Consider the following 18846-nt stretch of genomic DNA (forward strand, 5'->3'; position numbering starts at 1 on the left):
TATACAGTGCGTAACATATTCTCTAGCCTAGCTCTGGCTTCTTATCATCTCTCTTGTCATAAAGCGGCTTGTGTTCACCGCATTGAGAAGGTCATTGCTTAGTGGCAATGGCTCCTTGCATAAACTGCTTACTAGTACCTCAGCCATCAATGGCGCCGTAGTTAAACCACGTGAGCCTAAACAGGTTAGGGTACTGACCACGCTGTTAGGCAGCAACGGCGCGCTTGTCAGTGGTTTACCTACGCTTAACATGGCGAACTGGCTTTTGATCACGTCAAAGTTATGCAGAGCACCAACCACAGGCTGATGGTCAGGCGAGCCCAAACGCGTAGCCGCCCTTGCTTTGCCGTCGTGTTGTAATGCCTGAACTATGCTGGTGTTTGCCAGTGCCTGTTCATGTGTGGCAAGGTTCGTTTCAGTTTCTTCGTTTCGAACCTCCGTAGTTAAGTCGTTTTTCACGTAGGTTGAACCTAGCGCATGCCTACCCTCTAATGCCGGAGTCATATAGCCCTTGTGACATAAAACCGTATTAAGACCGTCGATAGGAGGTTGCGTAGGAATGGCTTCTACTTGGCCGCGAACAGGGCGAAGAGAGAGACTGTTAAAATCTTCTGAATTTATTGCCCCTGCGCCCAACGCAAGGATAAGGTGATCGGCAATAACGTTTTTTTCATTACCGCTGAGTGCCGGCTTCTCTTGGGGTAAACCGGCATTGGCAGTAGCGCACGCCGTTTCATTTCCACCACATTTTTCAGGCTCACTAACATTAAAACGAATTTGTACTTGCTGTCTTACTGCCCCGTTAACGGCCTCGCCTGAAGCTATTTCCACATCATCCGCATCAAGAACGCCGGGTGAAGCGCCACCTTCTTGATTGTGTGGCGTTCCCTCAATCACTTTATGCGATACATAGGTGTGATTGGGTTTCAGCGTGAGTTTGCCGCTTTGAAGTGCTTCTTCAATCATGGCATTAACTAGCTGTGGAGGAGAAAGCCATCCGCCCAAGCCAATGTACAAGCCAGAGTAAGGAAGGGCTAGGTTAGCGATATCGCTCACTTCTTTACTGTCCACGGGCTTAATCAAAGCTTCAGGCCATACATCGGCTGTCGCAAGTTTATTTTGGCGCTCTGCTACTTTGTCGTTAAAGCTTAGTTGAATTACGCCACAGAAATCATGGGCAACGTCGGCTAGACCATTGTTTTTTACATGTTTAATAATATGGTCGTAGGCTTGGCGCGCATATAAAAAACTGTGTGCCTGAATGCGGCTAGCAATACTTGCTTCACTGTGAAGCTGGGGGTAAAACCCACCTTGCGGGTTGCCAGACGCACCACTTGCAAGGGTGTCACCATCAAAATATAGCGTGGTGTTAATGCCGCGCTTCACTAACGCAAGGCACGCCGTGGCTGCCGCAAGGCCTGAACCAACCACTGCAACTTTGCTCGCCTCGGTAACTGCACTATTAACGTAGCGGTAGTATGGACCATTTGGCAGGCGAAGCTTATGTTGTACACTGTCGTTAGCGGTGTTAAAAGCGCCAGTCAGCATGTCGCGCTTACGGCCAAACCCCTTACGCTTTTTGATGTCAAATCCTACGCCAGCAAGCCCACGCTTTACGATGCCCGCAGCGGTAAATGTGCCAAAGGTTGTGCCGGTTTTTGACAAGCGAGCCATTTGGCTAAAAAGAGCATCGGTCCACATGTCAGGGTTTTTGCTTGGAGCAAAACCATCTAAAAACCAAGCATCGATGAGGCCATTTACAGGAGAATGCCATTGAGGTAGAAGTTCGTGAACATCACCAATCCACAGGTCGAGCGTTGTAGAGTGGCTATCGAAATGTAAGCGATGACAACCTTCAAGTCCCATAGGGTAAAGCGAAGCGAGTGCTTGCGCTTCGTCTTTAAGGGTAGGAAAAGCTTCTAGCGCACGCTGCATATCCTGTTGAGGCAAAGGAAACTTTTCCGTAGTAATAAAGTAAAGGTGCTTAAGCGGATGATTCGGGTTCGTTGCTTTAAATTCATTAAAAGCACGCATGGCAACTAAGAAATTAAGCCCAGTCCCGAAGCCTGTTTCAGCGATGACAAAAGTAGGGGCGCGCCACTGTTGCCAGCGTTCAATAAGGTCGTTGCCTGCTACAAAAACGTGTTGGGTTTCATCTATACCGCTGTCGTTAGAAAAATAAACGTCGTCAAAATGGTCGGCGACAGGCGTACCGCTCTCATTAAAATGAACCTGTGCATGCTTAGATTTCACTGTTTATTTTTCTCCGTTTATGTTGTTTTGGTGTTGGCACTCTAAATTGGGGGTTGTTTTTACTCGTTCATCAGCTTGCCCATCCGACGATTGACTTGAAACGTCAGAGCTAGCCTGTTGTGTTAGTGAACAAGACGCCTCTGCGAGTGCTGAAAAGTGCGAGGTGACTTTACTAGTAACGCGCTGTGCGCCAAGCATACCGCCAATGGTGACCCATGTACCGTTAATGTCGATTAATCCGCGGTGATCCATGGTAGGCGCTACAGCTTCTGTTTTTGAAATAACCCAGGTTTCTTCTGCAATATCAAAGGTCCAAATTGCGCTATCCGCATTTGAAGGCTCGCCGTTATAGCCAATGCCATTGTAGTTGTAGGGGTTAGTCGAGCCACCCACAAAATAGATTTTGTTCGTTGCCTTGTCGCCAGCTGCCGCCATTCGATAGCGCGCAGTACCCGTTGGATGCTTAAGTGTACGCCAATCAATTTTCAAAGGGTTTTTATTATCAATTACACCTTTAAAGCAGGCGGTTTCAGCAGCAAAGCTGCGGCGTTTATCGCTGTGCGGTGTTACCGATACGCCGTCACAAATTACCATAGTGTTATTAACGATGCCGCCAGCTTGTCCGAATACCGGATTACCTAAGAATGGGCTCGCCTGTTGCCATTGGCCGGTTTGCGTATCGTAGGCCTGCACAAGATTTACGTTGCCATCGTTGTGCCAGCCAGAAACTAAGTACACGTAACGGTCTTGGTAAACCAGTGCAGTTGCATCATCAACAGGGACGGGCATAGGCGCCAATAGCGTATATTCCCCAGTTGTGGGCGAATATTTATAAACATCTGGCGTACTAATTTCATTGTGATGTTCATCCACCGTGTAGCCGCCAAAAATATAAACGCTGTCTTTAACACCCACGGCTACGGATGCCAAGCGGCCTTTTAGCGCAAGGCTGGATGGAACTGGGGGAAGGGCTTGCCACTGCAAAGGTTTATCTTTGTTGTTGATAACAAGCTGCCAAGCACGGTTGTGAACATCGTTATGGGTTTTACCTTTGCCCAGTCCCATAAAACTAAATACATATTGTGTGTCGTTTATAGTGACAGAAGCTACGGCATTGTTTGAAACTGGCTCTGGTAGCGCGGGGAGGGCGATAGGCGCAGCTGTTGCTGAGACAGTCGCTGCAGAAGCAATGATAAAGGCAGCCACCACGAAAGAAAGTCGGGGCACCGCACTTAGGAAAATGCGTAGAGCAATGTTTCTTGGCTTTTTTAATAACACAGCAATCTTCAGTTTTATTTAAATTTCGAACGTTTAGCCGCGTATTCTACCTGTCACCTTTTTGTTTTTCCGCAAAAGTTTGTACCTGCTTAAAACTCTTCTTTTCTTATTGCTTCTGTAAATAACAATCTATCAGTAAAAACAATACGTTTATTGAATTGCTGTTGTAAGTAATTTATTAAATTTAACTGTGAGTCTATTGAAGGCAGTTCAGGGAGAAGGTATGGCGGGCGTGTTTCACCAATGTGGTCAAAGCATTTGCAAACGCACTAGAGACGAAATGGATGCTCGTGCACGTATCATTGCACATGCACTTGCTGAGCAATGTTGCAAATACACGATACTCTGCCAAGAGAAGATACGGGCAAAATATTTAAGAACAAACTTAGAGCCCAATTTAGTCAATAAAAGGAACCTCTAAAGCTATTTTGAAGGTTTTGTGAAGGTATAAATTAACGCTAGTCATGACCCTGTGCATTCATGCTACATTGGAAATATTAAGAACAAGAAAGCTTAGACAAAGACGGTAAAAACGAAAAAGAAGGGAAGTGGTAAACCACCTGTTTGTACACTTAAGCCCAGAATTGAAACAGGTACTGCAACGCTGAAGTTTGGCTAACTTGAGCTTGGCTATTGGCAGAGCAGACCACTTTACCATTCAAAATCGTTACCATAAGCCGCAACAACGCAAAGGGTAAACTATGAGAAGAGCAGTTATCACCGGTCTTGGTATCGTATCAAGCATCGGCGTAAATAAAGAAGACGTACTTGCTTCACTTAAAGCGGGTAAGTCTGGAATTACATTTTCAGAACAGTTCGCCGAAATGGGCCTTCGCAGCCAAGTTTGGGGCGACATCGAAATCGATTTAAAAGAGCACATCGACCGTAAAGCAATGCGTTTTATGGGCGATGCAGCAGGCTATGCATACGTGGCAATGCAGCAAGCCATTGCAGACTCTGGACTAGAAGAAAGCGATATTTCAAACGAGCGTACAGGTATTATTGCTGGCTCAGGTGGCGCGTCTTCTGAAAACCAAGTGCTTTCTGCGGATATTCTTCGCGAAAAAGGCGTTAAGCGTGTGGGCCCCTACATGGTGCCTCGCTGTATGGCTTCGACGGTATCAGCTTGCTTAGCGACACCGTTTAAAATTCGCGGCGTGAACTATTCAATTGCCTCTGCGTGTGCCACCAGTGCCCACTGTATAGGTAACGCACTAGAGCTTATTCAACTTGGTAAGCAAGACGTAGTATTCGCCGGTGGCGGTGAAGAGCTACATTGGTCACTATCAAGCCAATTCGACGCGATGGGCGCGCTAAGCTCGAAATATAATGACAACCCAGCGGTTGCATCACGTACTTATGACGCAGCACGCGATGGCTTTGTAAGCTCTGGCGGCGGCGGTATGGTCGTTGTTGAAGAACTTGAGCACGCACTAGCACGCGGTGCAAAAATCTACGGTGAAGTAGTAGGTTACGGTGCTACATCAGATGGCTTCGACATGGTTGCACCATCGGGTGAAGGCGCAATTCGCTGTATGAAGATGGCGATGCAAAATATCGATGCTCCAATCGATTACTTGAACACCCACGGCACGTCTACGCCTGTAGGCGATGTGAAAGAACTTGCGGCGATTCAAGAAGTGTTTGGCCAAGCGGGCGTACCTATTAGTGCAACCAAATCATTAACGGGCCACGCACTGGGCGCAGCGGGTGTAAACGAAGCTATTTATAGCTTGTTAATGATGGAAAATAACTTTATCGCGCCATCAATTAACATAGACACGCTGGACGACGCGGCACAAGGCTTAGATATTGTTACCCAAGCACGTGAAGCAACGCTGAACACAGTGATGTCAAATAGCTTTGGCTTCGGCGGCACTAACGCAACGCTGGTTATGCAGCGTTATAATGGTTAAGCAAAACCGTTAGAACTAATAAGTTTTTAGCTTCATTTAAGAAGCTTGAAAACAAAAAGGGCGTAAACCCGAACACCACGAGTGTTTGTGTTTATGCCCTTTTTTATTGGTGTTATCTATAGCTTTCTAAAGTAAAGATTGCGAACACGACCGTTAGATATCCTAAAGCCATTCACCTTGCCGTGAACATCACGCTCAAATAGGATATCGCCAATTTGTGAGCTAAAAAAGTCATCTTTGACTGGCGCAATATAATGGTCGCTTAGACGGTGATGAGAAATTTTCAGCTGTTTATTTTCTGGTGAAAAGTGATAAGTGGAAGAAAGTTCAGGGCTGAAGTAACTGCCGGCGAATTGCGATAACCAGGTTTTGGTTATTTTGACTGGTGTATAGGCAACCGACACATACGTATCGACATTGTCTACTTTCACTGTCATTAAGCTTTTCTCGTCATTTTTAGTAAATTTAACATAAATCTCTCCCTCTACATTCAGCATCTTGAATGTGTTTTTGCTGATAGGAGCGAGGGCGCTTACGTCGTCTTGGCCCCTTGAATACATTAATTTACCGTTTTCTAAATATATCTCTCGTGAGTACGTTTCTGGTTCATACCAATAGTGACCCACAAAGGCATTTAGTATGTCTTCACTTAACTCAAGAGAATCAGATATTTGTTTAGGTGAGATTGACTCCAGAAATGCGTCAGCAATCGCGTTCTGAGGGGGAGGGTTGTTTTTCTTTATAAGCCTGTCAGCAATTTGCAGAGCCAATTCCCAAGGTCTTGCATCTGCGCCATTATTCAATATTGCTATTGCTAAATTTTGTTTAGGAAATCGAGCCAAATACGAACGAAATCCTGCGTCTCCGCCGCTATGCTGAATATATTTGGTACCTTTGTAGTAGCTAATAAATTGCCCATATGCACCACCAAATGTTTCTCCGTTGTTTAAGGACGCAAGGGTATTCATTTGCTCGATTACGGCAGGGCTACCCACAGTCGGTTCGGTGAAATTAGCCGACCATTTCAGCAGATCTTCTGCTGTCGTAAACAAACTTGTTGCACCTACATTTGAAAAGTTCAGCACACTTTTTTTGTAACCATTGCCGCTGCGTTCGTATGAGTAGGCCCTATTGCTAACGATCTTTTGATGGTCGTCGTAAAACAAGCTGTTACTCATATTCAATGGCGTGAACAGCCTTTCCTGTGTGAATTGAGCAAAAGATTTACCACTAACACGTGCAACAACCTCTGCTAATAGTGTGAACCCGGTATTTGAGTACAGAAACTCTTCTCCCGGTTTGAAGTTTAGCTCTTTCTGTTTTGCTACCATTTTTAGTACGTGTTCGGTAGTGATTACGTCATCTAATCGCCAACCAGCCATACGCAACAAATTCCATTGATCACGCATGCCGCTTGTATGTGATGCTAAGTGTCGTAAGGTTATAGTGTGACCAAAATCCGGTACTTCTGGAATGTATTGTCGTATGTCATCATCGAAATTTAACTTACCTTCTTCAGCAAGTAGAAGAATGGCGAATACGGTAAATTGCTTCGATACAGATGCAACGTGAAACATAGTTTCTGGCGTAACAGGTATATCGTATTCTAGGTTTGCGCTGCCATAACCTTTTGAAAATATAATCTCTCCATCCTGCATTACTGCAACTGAGGCCCCTGGCTTATTAATATCATCGAATTGGGTAAATAGCCGGTCAAACTCGAGTGTTTGTTGTGAAGGGCCATTAAGAGGCTTTTCAGGTTTTGAAGATGGTTGGCAGGCGCTTAAACCAATCAATAGTAGTAAACTAATGACTAGACGCGCTGCAAGATTAGGCATTTTAACGATTCCTTGTTATCACTTATTTTCAATTTTTTCCGACGAAGAGCAAACGTCAATACGCTGTAGAAAAACGCAAAAGCTATTAAACCGCATAATAAGGCAGTGACTCAAATATAACACACGATTTTTGTTCGACAGCTGCTTTTACGCAATCCTTGCGCTACTTGCTACTTGCTACTTGCTACTTCTCAAACAACATAAGATTGCTCGATACCGGTCATGGCTGATTTGAGTGTTAGGCCACTTTTTGTCTTTTGAAGCCAGTGATTTTGAGGGGCCGACGTGTACGTGAAGCAGAAGGTCGGATTTTGATTAAGTGCAGTGTTTCGAGTGGCGCTAAACTAGTCGTTTAACGAAGTGCTCTGGAGCCACCTGTTAAGCCAAACTTTTATCACTTCATTGGCAGTCTTTGCCAATATCTGCCATAATTTGAGGGTGGTGAACATTCGGAAATAGACAATGGCAACTTTAAATGTGTCGCTTCCTGACGAAATGCGTACGTGGATTGATGAACAAGTAAAAACTGGCAAATTTGCTAATGCTAGTGATTATATTCGCGATTTAGTACGTCGCAATCAGAGTGAGCGAGAGGCAATTAGCTTAGCTCTCATAGAAGGTGAATTGAGTGGGAAAAGTGATAAGAATGTTTTAGATATTATTCAAGCTAAGAAAACCCGAGCCTCAGAATGAATAAATATACCCTCTCTAATAAAGCAGAGGAAGATATCTCCGGGATTTACGATTATTCAGCCAATATTCATGGCGTAACTCAAGCTGAAGCCTATCTTGTTGCCCTACACGAAGCTCTCGTTATTTTGGCGGAAAACCCTAGTATCGGTACTTCAGCGGAGGATATTAGAAAGACTTACTTTCAACTGCCAGTTCATAGGCACATGGTCTTCTATAAAAAAGTCGATGATGGTATTTTCGTCATTAGGGTACTCCATCAACAGATGAAATACTCTATACATCTATGCTATTGAAATACGAAGGAAAGACCCAGTAATGTGGCGGAAGCGTCAAGTCAAATAAACTGATAACGACTAAACAAGGTATCTGGTTCGGGAATAGTGATTTTGCCGTAATGCCGTTTCAGTAAACCTTCATTTTCTAGTTCACCTAAAAGCTGATTAACCGTTTGCCTGCTGCTGTTTATCATTTGCGCTAAAGACTCTTGCGAAAGGGTGAGGGTAATCGCATTGTTTCTTGGTAAGTGCTGACCGTAGCTGGTGGTAAGCATTAAAAGCCGTTTTACCAGTTGGTGCTTAAGGCTAAGCCCTGCGCTCGAGTCAATAAACTGAAAAGCACTGCGCACCCGTGTGCATAAAAGGCGAGTAAAATGCGGGTAGAGTTCAGGATATTGCTCAAGCAGTGCTTTAAACGCGTTCTTTTGAATAATCGCCACGGTGCAATTTGTCTCGCAGAAGTTGTCGTGAGTACGAGGGAGGTCGTCAAACATCGATATCTCACCAAACCAGGTGCCGGGGCCCAGTAGCGCAAATAGCATCTCTCGACCATCTACGCCCACTGTAACAACTCTTAAACGGCCCTCGCATACCCCATAAAAACCGACACCGTCTTCACCTTTGGCATGCAGTTGCTGCCCAGCTTTTAGGTGTTTTAGACGCATCTTGTCGAACATGGCTTCCTGCAAATAGGGTGGGAGCGCGCCGAACCATGTAGAGCTAGCGAGAACAGGTTTAAATTTTTCCATTTAACAAATTTCTTACAATGTCGTATATCCGACAGTGTATAGCAATTACTGCGCGTAATGTAGGCGGTAAGAAAAAGTAAGTGGAAGTTTTATTGAAACGCTCAAGGTAGCGAGCCTTCCACCTAGGGCTCTCCCGCCTCAAATGAAATTAATTTGTACATTAAAAGAGTAAAGCTATGACAGATTCAGTAAAGTCGAAAGTTAGCAGTGAAGAATGGCAAACCCGTGTTGACCTTGCCGCATGTTATCGCGCAGTTGCTATGTATGGTTGGGACGACCTTATTTTCACCCATATTTCTGCCCGTGTTCCTGGGCCTGACCATCATTTCTTGATTAATCCTTACGGTTTAATGTTTGATGAAGTTACTGCATCAAGCTTGGTTAAAGTTGATCTTCACGGTAACAAGGTAATGGAAAGTGAGTACGACATTAACCCAGCAGGTTTTACTATTCATAGCGCTGTTCATGAGGCTAGAGACGATGCAAAATGTGTGTTGCATTTGCACACAGCAGAAGGTGTGGCGGTATCCATTTTAGAAGAAGGGTTGCAGCCATACTCGCAACAGTCGCTTTTTCCGCTGGCGTCGCTTTCCTATCATGCCTACGAAGGCGTGGCGCTAAACCCAGAAGAAAAAGTGCGATTGGTTCGCGACCTTGGCGATACCCAATTTATGATTTTGCGCAATCACGGGCTTTTAACCTGTGCAGACAATATTCCCGATGCATTCTTGTTTATGTTTATTATGCAGCGCGCCTGTGAAATTCAGTTAAAAGCGCAGGCAACAGGTAAACCGCTTATTCCAATTCACTCGGCTATTCTTGATGGCATTCGTACACAGGCCGATCAAGTCACCCGGCAGGCAGGTGGTTCATTGGCGTGGCCGGGTATCAAACGTCGCGTTGAGCGTCGCTTCCCTGGGTACGATAAGTAACGGTTTGAAGTTGAACGTTATCTAACGCGGTGCTCGCAAAAAAGGAGGTGAATAAAAAGAACGAGCTTAAGAGCGCTTGTCTTGAAAGCTCCCGTCTTAAAAGGTTGTGTGTATTTCGGCCGTAACTTACATGTAGCGGCCAAACGTGTATCAAAATGACGTAAATAAGAGCCAATTACTGACAAGATAAATTAAGGTCGCTGGGTTACTAAAAGCCTGACTTGAGGTACACTTAGCGCCATGAAAATACTTCTTGAAGATACCATTCCGTTTGGCACCGATTACCTTAATAGCGTAGGTGAGGTTGAAACCTATGCTTGGCAATCTCTTGTGCCTGAAATGCTGCGCGATGTAGATATTCTTGCGCTACGTTCTACTACTAAGGTTACCCCTGAACTGCTGACTAAGGCTAACAAGCTCAAGTTTGTTACTACGGCAACGGCGGGAACCAATCATCTAGATAAAATACATTTGGACAAGGTCGGTATTGCACATAGCAGCGCAGCAGGCTGTAATGCCGTTGCAGTTGCCGAGTATGTGTTAAGTGTTTTGCTGCACGCGCAAAAAGCCCAAAAGCTTGATTTATATAATGCGACAGTGGGAATAGTAGGCGCTGGTAATGTGGGGACTGCACTATCACGTATTTTAACGGCAGTTGGCATTGAACACTGCTTGTACGACCCTCCGCTACAGCAAGCGTTAGCCGGTACTGGTAAAACGAAGCATAACGGGCAGTCATTTGTAGATTTAGCACAAATAGCACAGTGCGACGTTATTTCGCTTCACGTGCCTTTTATTAAAGGCGGCGATTATCCCACCTATCAGATGATCGACAAGACATTTCTGGAAGGATTAACGTCAAACCAACTGCTTATCAATGCATGCCGAGGCGAGGTTATCGATGAAGCAGCACTGCTTAGCGTACTTCAAGGGGAAAAATCGCCAACGGTAGTACTCGATGTATTCGATAATGAACCTGCCATAAACACAGCACTATTTGATTATGTTTGGTTTGTTACGCCACATATTGCGGGTCATTCTGTAGAAGGAAAAGTGCGCGGTACGCAAATGATTTACGAACAAATTTGTGAGGTAGTGGGTACAGCACCAAACAAAGCGCTTAGCGACTTTTTAGAGAAGACCAACCCGATCAAAGCTGCGTTAAATTCGCCAGAGGCAACGCGGTTGTCGGTTGATGATCTCATTGCCGTATTCCACAATGTGTATGACATTGCCATAGACGATGAGATAACGCGAAACGCATTTGCGTTAACGTCAGGCCATGATGAAACGCCAGACGCACACATTGCGAATACGTTCTCGGCACTGCGCAAGCAATACAGAGTGCGTCGCGAGTGCAGCGCCTATGCGTTACACTTGCCACAGAACACCAGTAAGCAAATTCAAAACACATTCACCGAGCTTGGCTTTCAGGTAAGCTTGGTTTAGTTATATATAAATTAGGAGCATAAAGCATTATGTCGCAAGCGTTTGACGTCGCGGTACTTGGCGCCACAGGTTTAGTGGGCCAAACCATGATTGAACTATTAGAAGAGCGAGACTTTCCGGTAAACCGTTTGTATCCGCTTGCCAGTAAACGTTCAGCTGGTAGTACCGTATCGTTTAAAGGCGAAGACATTGAAGTGTTAGATGCTGATGACTTCGATTGGTCATTAGTGCAGTTCGGCTTTTTCTCAGCGGGTGGCAGCATTTCTGCAAAATTTGCTCCGCTAGCCGCAGAGGAAGGCTGTATTGTTATCGACAATACTTCAGAGTTTCGTTACGAGCCAGATATCCCTCTTGTAGTGCCAGAAGTTAACGCACATGCACTGGCAGAATTTCGCAATAGAAACATTATTGCCAACCCTAACTGCTCGACCATTCAAATGATGGTTGCGTTAAAGCCTATTCAAGATGCTGTAGGTATCGACCGCATTAACGTCTGTACCTATCAATCAGTATCGGGTGCTGGCAAAGAAGCAATGGAAGAACTGGCTAAACAAACCGCTGGCTTGCTAAACGCTCGAGAAGTTAAAAATGAAGCGTTCAGCCGTCAGATTGCGTTTAACGTTATCCCTCAAATCGATGTCTTCCAAGACAACGACTACACCAAAGAAGAAATGAAAATGGTGTGGGAAACGCAGAAGATAATGGGCGATCAAAGTATTTTGGTGAACGCGACAGCGGTACGTGTACCCGTGTTTTATGGGCACGCTGAGGCAATCCATTTAGAAACTAGCTCACCCATTGATGCGCAGCATGTCAAAGAGCTATTAGCTGATGCTCCCGGCGTTACTGTTTATGACGGAAACGAGCAGTTTCCTACTCAGGTAAGCAGCGCGAGCGGCAATGATATCGTGCACGTTGGAAGAATTCGCAACGATATTAGCCATCCATGTGGTTTAAACCTATGGGTTGTTTCTGACAACATCCGTAAAGGCGCAGCGACAAACAGCATTCAAATCGCAGAGACCTTGATTCGCGACTATCTATAGTTAGTAAAAGCGGTTAATTTTTTAGCCGCTTGTTCGGCTAAGCACAGGAAAAGGTAAATATTTTTCTGTGCTTGCCGATACGCAATGAAAGGGCTGTTATTGAAGTAACATAGACGGTTAACTTAAGGGGCATAGTAAGGCAATACTGTCGTCAAACTAGATCACCCTTGATAACTGGTTTATAGTTTGTAAAGTTAGGAACAAAACAACGTTAAAAAACAATAGACAGTCAGACACTTAGGCAAAGTGTAAGAACACTTAAAAGCGCAAAAAAATCTTACCGCCAAGGTCATAACAACTGTTAAACGCCAACTTGATGAGAAACACGACAAGGTGGCTTCAGAATAAAAATAAAAGCCAATATTTTCTTCAGTACTGATTGGCTAAAAAATCCGCCCACAGGTCACGGGTGGTAAAGACGCTTGAGGGCATATAGGACTGCTATGAAATTGCATTTGACGGGCTTACTTTTACTCACACTATGTTTGTCTGGCCCTATTATTACTGTAGATGCACAGGAACGTGTTACCTTTCTAAAAGGTCCTAAGGACGCTACCGACCAATTTTCAGGGTTGGAATATGGCCCTATAGATGCCAACGACACTCTGTGGCGAATTGCCGAGCGTTACCGCCAGAATAATAACCTGAGTGTTTATCAGGTGATGGCTGCCATTTATGAACTTAACCCCAACGCTTTTGAAAACGGCAATTTAAACCTATTGGTTGATGGTGCTGTTTTGAAGCTGCCATCAGAACGCTACATAGCTCGTATTGATAAGCAAAAAGCCCAAATGCGCGCTGAACAGGACGATAGGGCATTTGCAGAAATGCTTAACCAGCCTGGCAGCAGTGTCAAAAACATTAAACCGGCGTCTCCTTTAGTTAATCAGCAAGACCTTACCCAAACACAAACTGACATTGAGCAGAAGATAACCCGTTTAGATGCAGAGCAAACACGTCAATTCGATGAGTTGCGTATGCAATTTGCTGCTTCATTGGAAAACGTAGAAGCCATTCTTAACGAAAACAGACGGCTGTACGAGCGCGTTGAAGCAGTGAATGGGGAGCTAGAATCACTACGAGGGCAAGTTGAAGGCGACGTAAAATCACAGCTTGATATGCAGGTAGCGCTGCAGCAAGAGTTGCTGGATATGATTAAGGCCGAGCAAGCACAGCGCGAAGCAGAGAAGCAGTCATCTTTTCTTTCAGCACTAACTAGCCCAATTAGTTTAATAACCGGTTCGGCGCTGCTCTCGCTATTGCTCGTGGGTGGCTTAATCATGTGGCTATTGAAACGCAATAGCAAACCGGAAGAAGAACCTTCGCCCGGCCCTACGATTACTTCCGAAAGTGATGATGTACCTGTGCCTGACGCGGATATCGGCGATCTTTCAAGTGCTCTTGCGCCAGATTTAGACGATAACGCAGAGTTGTCAGACGATGATTTATTTAACGACGATGATTTACTTGATGACGTACTAACATCTGATTTAGAGGAAAGCTTGGATGACGAACTTGAAACGTTTGCAGACCTTGAAGACGACATGTTGGTGCCAGATGATGGCGGCGACGATCTATTTGAGGCCGGTGACGACGAGTTGGACCAAAGTGAGTTAGACAGCCTGTTCGATGACGATGACTTATCAGATAAAGTCTTAAATGATAACGATGATGATGACCTAGAAGGTTTCGACTTATCAGGCGATGACGATGTTTTCGAAGAGAGCGGCGACGACAGTAGCGAGCAGGAATCAAGCGAATCTGACGATGAATTAGCAAGCGATGACGTTGAAGACTTCGATATCGATGACTTACTCGACGATGTGCAGAGCCAAGAAGCGAATGAGCCAGATACCGACGAACTGGCGGATGTCGATGATATAGACCCTGATGAGATTTTAAATGAGGTCAATGAAGCATCTGAATCAGGTAACGTTGATGAAGATGATATTGACGCGTTACTAGCAAGCTCTGTGGAAGAGGTTGAAAACGACGTTGATGATAAAGAAGAAAGCGAAAGCCTAACCTCGCTTCCGAGTGTGGAAGATGAGGATGATAAGCCCGAGATAAGTATTGACGACTTGCTAGAAGAGCATGGCGTTGACGCGGGGCTTACCGATGAATTAGATAGCAATGATGACCTCATTAACGAGGATATGCTGAGTAAGCTTGATGACGAGATTAATCAGCAGAACAAAGAAATAGACAAAATAACCGACGATTTGCTTAATGAAATTGAGCAGATAGAGATGATGGGCGGTCTCGGTGACGATGATGAAGATGACGATTTTGATGAAGAAATAACGACAACGTCTCCTTCACCGCAGTCTATTCAAAGCCTTGACGCTATCACTGATGATTTAGATGAATTTGATAGCGATGAGATAATTGATAGTGACGAGATAGAGTTGGATGCTGATTTTAGCGACCCACTATCCGACGATCTTATTGCAGAGCTACAGGCCGAGGATGAAGCTGCTGAACCGGATGGTGAAGAGCCTTTAGCGGAAAAACAGCCTTCAGCGGAAAAACAGCCGCTTTCTTCTGACGCCCCGTCAGAAGAAAGCGCCCCTTCGGATGTGTCGGAACCAATGTCTGAAAGCGATGATGGTGAATTCGAAGACCCATTTACCGATGAATTACTTGCTGAACTTGAAGCTGAATTAGAAGAAGAGCCTGAGGTTAGTCCTGAGTCTGATGACGAAAGTATAGACATTTCAGACGGTGTAGATACGGACAATGCCGAAAGTACCGAAAGTGAAGACAATGAAGGCAGCGAAGATAATGAAGCAGACTTTAGCGACCCATTAACTGACGAACTACTCGCGGAACTGGAAGCGGAAGAGTCGAAAAGTAGCGAAGATGTAGACCTACTAACCGACGAATTATTGGCGGAACTCGAATCAGACGCAGTACAGGACAGCGACGAAGCCGCCGAGGATGAAGCAGAGTTAGAGCCTGCGCTCGAAGAAGACGAATCAGCAGGCGAGGCCGCAGATGAAGCAGCAGAGTTAGAGCCTGCGCTCGAAGAAGACGAATCAGCAGGCGAGGCCGCAGATGAAGCAGCAGAGTTAGAGCCAGCGCCCGAGGAAGACGAATCAGCAGGCGGAGTCGCAGGTGATGAAGTAGAGCTAGAGCCAGCGCCCGAGGAAGACGAATCAGCAGGCGAGGCCGCAGATGCTGAAGCAGAGATTGAACCAGCGCACGAACAAGGTGAAACATCTGGCGATCCACTAGATGATGCTATTGAAGCGTTTGAAAGAGAAATGATGGATGATATTCCATCGTTTAGTCAGATGGATACTGATGCTGTTGACCAAGAAGAAACTAGCCCAGCGCAAGAGAGAACCTCACAACAAGATACGCCTATCGAAGATGAGCCGTCTTCCGATAAGGATGAATATGACGATAGTTTATTAGATGCGGCGTTTGATGACATAGACAGTTTTGAACTTGAACAGGAAGTTGATGGTGTTGTTGACGATGAAGCGCCACAAGCAGAAGAAAGTGTCGAAGATGATGCGCTTTCAATAGATGAAGAAATTCCTGCTGCTGCAAGTTCAGACGAAGAAAACCCAATTGATGAAAATAGCGTTCAGGATAGTAAACAAAGCGAGTTTAACGAGCTTGACGATGTACCAGGCCTTGATGATTGGTTAACTGGTTCAGACGATGACGATTCGGTGGACGACAATGAAATACTGGACGATTTAGATAGTGCAGAGTTTGATGAACTACTTCAAAGTCTTGAGTCGGACGGTTTAGCTGAACCTGCTGATATTGATGATGAAGATGAATCCACGGATTCTGAGCCAAAGCAAGATAACGAGGCTGAAGATACCTTTGAGCTTGAGCAAGATGATGAGGCCGAAGATACCTTCGCGCTAGAGCAAGATGACGAAGCCGAAGACACCTTTGAGCTTGAGCAAGATGATGAGGCCGAAGATACCTTCGCGCTAGAGCAAGATGACGAAGCCGAAGACACCTTCGCGCTAGAGCATGATGACGAGGCTGAAGATACCTTCGAGCTAGAGCAAAACGACGAAGAAGAAAGCACCTTCGAGCTTGAGAACGACACAGACGAGTTAGATGATCTTGCCATTCCAGATGACGTTGATTTAGATATCGCCACGCCATCTGAGGTCGAGCCCGATGGGCCGCTGTCAGAAGAAGTACAAACCTCTGAAACGCAAGAGAACGACCTGAAGCTTGATAACCCTGACTTAGATCTAGCAGCATTATTAAGTGACGGAGAAAGTGAAGGTGATTCGCAAACGCCAGCTGAAGATTTTCTAGACGTAGAATCGTTAATGGATGACGGTGATGATGGAAATACAGTAGACCCAGACAGCCAAATGCTAGACCTTGACGTGAGTTTATCTGATTTCACAGGCGTATCTGATGAGGATACTGTAATTGATATTGATAAAGACGCAGGTCAGAACGCTAACCTTGATTTGGCGCGAGCTTATATAGAAATGGAAGATGTGGAAGCGGCAAAAGAGTTACTTGACGAAGTAATAAAAGAGGGTAGCGAAGAGCAAAAGCAGGAAGCGGAGTCCATACTGGCTAAAATCGTATAGCGGACAATAGTTTTTAAAAAATTAATGAATATCGGCCTGTTTACTTTTACGGTATACAGGTCTTTTTATATGGGGCTTTTAGGTAGTCACATCGTTGCAAGTTGCTAATGAGATGACTACACTTAGCGCCTTTTTAGCGAAGGGGTAACACAGACATGGGGCGAATTGCCTTAGGGATTGAATACGATGGGGCTGCTGTTTACGGTTGGCAACGCCAGCGGGAAGTACCCAGTGTTCAAGAGCATCTTGAGAAAGCATTATCAACGGTGGCCAATGAGCCTATTGAGGTGCAATGCGCTGGACGCACCGATGCAGGTGTTCACGCCACCGGCCAAGTTGTTCACTTTAACTGTGACGCACCTCGGTCAGAGCGTGCATGGACGTTAGGTGTAAATGCTAATTTACCAAACTCTGTTGCCGTTACATGGGCAAAAAATGTGGCTGATGATTTCCACGCACGTTTTTCAGCTACCCATCGCCGCTATCGCTATGTTATCCACAACGCCAAAATGCGCCCCGCCATACTCAGTTCGGGCGTTACCCACATTCATCGCGAATTAGACGAAAAAAAAATGCACCTTGCTGCTCAAGCACTTTTGGGTGAGCAGGATTTTACGTCGTTTCGCGCCGCGCTATGCCAAAGTAAAACGCCGTTTCGCAACGTTACCAATGTAGGCGTGTACCGCCAAGGTCGCTATGTGATTATAGATATCCGTGCCAATGCTTTCCTGCATCACATGGTTCGCAATATCACTGGCGCGCTTGTTGAAATTGGGGCAGGGGAGCAAGATGTAAACTGGATTGCTCACCTGTTAAGTTTAAAAGATAGAAGCAAATCTGCAGCCACGGCGAAGCCAAACGGTTTGTACCTGGTAGACGTAACTTACCCTGAAGAGCATAACCTGCCTAAAGGGCCTTTGGGGCCGCTGTTTCTGCCAGATTGCACATAGCACCGTCGACGTATACAAGGAAGTCGTGTGACCACGTTTCAATTATTATCAAGAATTTTTGGTTTATTACTGTGTTTAACGGCATTAGAGTGTGGTGCCGATATAAAAGATAAAATCTCTAGCGTACGCTTCGCGGTTAACACACCAGGCGCTGCCCCTTATTTATATTATGATGAGAATTCAAAACGCTATGAAGGCATAGTCGTCGATTTTTTTAACTCGGATGAGCTAGCGAATCAGTTTCGTATCGTTTATTTAGACTCGAATCGTGCTAGAAGCGAAGATTTATTAAAGTCATCATCGATAGATTTGTTTTTATCTTCTGAAAGTTGGATAAGTAAACCGAACGACTTTCTGTTTAGCGAAGAGTTGATAAAGCATGACAGCTATATCTACTCAACTTCAAATTTTGAAGGGCCATTTGTACCTGAGGAAAACTTATCTTCTAGTATTTGTACTAGATACGGCTTTACTTATCCCGTTTTACAGCAGTACTTTGAGAGAAAAGAAGTCAATATTCAGAGGGTTGACTCAAGTAGCCAATTTACAATGGCTATGATGATGTCGAAAGGGCGCTGTGACTTTGCGATAATGAATGAGCATAATGCGCGTGCTGTTATGTTTAACAAGACGTTTTGTTCTTCGGAATTCTATCAGTCACCTAACGTTGTTAGTCGGGCTCATTTAGTGTTTGTTATTCGTTCTGATTCAAACTCTCTCAAAAATAAAATAGATAGCGCACTGAAGCATTTTGTCGAAAGCGGACAAAGGCAACTATCGCTAGAACGTCATTCAGGGGTTAATCAGTTTCCAAAAGTTAAATGTCACGGTGCTCGGTGAAACCAGCATTCTATGAATCTCGCAAGTGATAATTTAAGTAAAAG

General features: G+C 45.0%; 13 protein-coding genes. 9 read left to right on the plus strand and 4 right to left on the minus strand.

The annotated features are described in order from the left end of the window. Positions 1-27: 27 nt before the first annotated feature. Positions 28-2253 (minus strand): tRNA (5-methylaminomethyl-2-thiouridine)(34)-methyltransferase MnmC2, encoded by a 2226-nt coding sequence (gene mnmC2 / locus ACTRWF_RS12850; RefSeq protein ID WP_462835663.1) that lies wholly within the window; start codon positions 2251-2253, stop codon positions 28-30. Between the two features lie 3 nt (positions 2254-2256). After that, the gene (locus ACTRWF_RS12855) at positions 2257-3531 is read right to left on the minus strand and encodes a Kelch repeat-containing protein (protein WP_462835664.1); all 1275 of its coding nucleotides are present in this window, start codon (positions 3529-3531) and stop codon (positions 2257-2259) included. Between the two features lie 701 nt (positions 3532-4232). Between ACTRWF_RS12855 and fabB the strand changes: the two genes are divergently transcribed. Then, positions 4233-5447, plus strand: a complete 1215-nt coding sequence (gene fabB, locus ACTRWF_RS12860) for a beta-ketoacyl-ACP synthase I (protein WP_012518844.1) — start codon at positions 4233-4235, stop codon at positions 5445-5447. A gap of 116 nt (positions 5448-5563) precedes the next feature. On the opposite strand, the gene ACTRWF_RS12865 is transcribed toward fabB, so the two are convergent. Beyond that, on the minus strand, positions 5564-7285 hold the full coding sequence (locus tag ACTRWF_RS12865) for a serine hydrolase domain-containing protein (RefSeq protein WP_012518843.1): 1722 nt from the start codon (positions 7283-7285) through the stop codon (positions 5564-5566). Between the two features lie 462 nt (positions 7286-7747). On the opposite strand from ACTRWF_RS12865, the gene ACTRWF_RS12870 reads away from it, so the two are divergent. Both ACTRWF_RS12870 and ACTRWF_RS12875 read left to right on the plus strand, forming a co-directional pair. Then, positions 7748-7978: a type II toxin-antitoxin system ParD family antitoxin gene (locus ACTRWF_RS12870; protein ID WP_012518842.1), complete on the plus strand. Its 231-nt coding sequence runs from the start codon at positions 7748-7750 to the stop codon at positions 7976-7978. Next, positions 7975-8271: a type II toxin-antitoxin system RelE/ParE family toxin gene (locus ACTRWF_RS12875; protein WP_462835665.1), complete on the plus strand. Its 297-nt coding sequence runs from the start codon at positions 7975-7977 to the stop codon at positions 8269-8271. Before ACTRWF_RS12870 ends, ACTRWF_RS12875 begins: the two co-directional genes overlap by 4 nt. 41 nt (positions 8272-8312) lie before the next feature. On the opposite strand, the gene ACTRWF_RS12880 is transcribed toward ACTRWF_RS12875, so the two are convergent. After that, entirely contained in the window at positions 8313-9002 is a 690-nt protein-coding gene (locus ACTRWF_RS12880) for a cyclic nucleotide-binding domain-containing protein (RefSeq protein WP_462835666.1), read from the minus strand. A 176-nt stretch (positions 9003-9178) separates the two neighbouring features. On the opposite strand from ACTRWF_RS12880, the gene ACTRWF_RS12885 reads away from it, so the two are divergent. The 6 genes from ACTRWF_RS12885 (at position 9179) to ACTRWF_RS12910 (ending at position 18802) form a co-directional block, all read left to right on the plus strand. Next, the gene (locus ACTRWF_RS12885; RefSeq protein ID WP_039225270.1) at positions 9179-9934 is read left to right on the plus strand and encodes a class II aldolase/adducin family protein; all 756 of its coding nucleotides are present in this window, start codon (positions 9179-9181) and stop codon (positions 9932-9934) included. Positions 9935-10174: 240 nt separating this feature from the next. Beyond that, positions 10175-11383, plus strand: a complete 1209-nt coding sequence (locus tag ACTRWF_RS12890; RefSeq protein ID WP_462835667.1) for a DUF3410 domain-containing protein — start codon at positions 10175-10177, stop codon at positions 11381-11383. 29 nt (positions 11384-11412) lie between these two features. Further along, positions 11413-12429 (plus strand): aspartate-semialdehyde dehydrogenase, encoded by a 1017-nt coding sequence (locus tag ACTRWF_RS12895; protein ID WP_012518837.1) that lies wholly within the window; start codon positions 11413-11415, stop codon positions 12427-12429. Between the two features lie 443 nt (positions 12430-12872). Next, positions 12873-17012, plus strand: coding sequence for a FimV/HubP family polar landmark protein (locus tag ACTRWF_RS12900; RefSeq protein ID WP_462835668.1), 4140 nt, complete (start codon positions 12873-12875; stop codon positions 17010-17012). Positions 17013-17167: 155 nt separating this feature from the next. Further along, complete coding sequence (gene truA, locus ACTRWF_RS12905; protein WP_012518835.1) at positions 17168-17962, plus strand: tRNA pseudouridine(38-40) synthase TruA; 795 nt, start codon at positions 17168-17170, stop codon at positions 17960-17962. 27 nt (positions 17963-17989) lie between these two features. After that, the gene (locus ACTRWF_RS12910; RefSeq protein WP_012518834.1) at positions 17990-18802 is read left to right on the plus strand and encodes a substrate-binding periplasmic protein; all 813 of its coding nucleotides are present in this window, start codon (positions 17990-17992) and stop codon (positions 18800-18802) included. Positions 18803-18846 lie beyond the last annotated feature (44 nt).

The sequence above is a fragment of the Alteromonas sp. G5_S2_22_S1 genome (genome assembly GCF_054968525.1).

Bases quoted from the DNA above. Each gene is read 5' to 3' on its own strand.
- ACTRWF_RS12875 (WP_462835665.1), top strand. From the start codon at position 7,975: ATGAATAAATATACCCTCTCTAATAAAGCAGAGGAAGATATCTCCGGG.
- ACTRWF_RS12870 (WP_012518842.1), top strand. From the start codon at position 7,748: ATGGCAACTTTAAATGTGTCGCTTCCTGACGAAATGCGTACGTGGATT.
- ACTRWF_RS12895 (WP_012518837.1), top strand. From the start codon at position 11,413: ATGTCGCAAGCGTTTGACGTCGCGGTACTTGGCGCCACAGGTTTAGTG.
- ACTRWF_RS12880 (WP_462835666.1), bottom strand. From the start codon at position 9,002: ATGGAAAAATTTAAACCTGTTCTCGCTAGCTCTACATGGTTCGGCGCG.
- ACTRWF_RS12900 (WP_462835668.1), top strand. From the start codon at position 12,873: ATGAAATTGCATTTGACGGGCTTACTTTTACTCACACTATGTTTGTCT.
- ACTRWF_RS12890 (WP_462835667.1), top strand. From the start codon at position 10,175: ATGAAAATACTTCTTGAAGATACCATTCCGTTTGGCACCGATTACCTT.
- ACTRWF_RS12865 (WP_012518843.1), bottom strand. From the start codon at position 7,285: ATGCCTAATCTTGCAGCGCGTCTAGTCATTAGTTTACTACTATTGATT.
- ACTRWF_RS12885 (WP_039225270.1), top strand. From the start codon at position 9,179: ATGACAGATTCAGTAAAGTCGAAAGTTAGCAGTGAAGAATGGCAAACC.
- fabB (WP_012518844.1), top strand. From the start codon at position 4,233: ATGAGAAGAGCAGTTATCACCGGTCTTGGTATCGTATCAAGCATCGGC.
- truA (WP_012518835.1), top strand. From the start codon at position 17,168: ATGGGGCGAATTGCCTTAGGGATTGAATACGATGGGGCTGCTGTTTAC.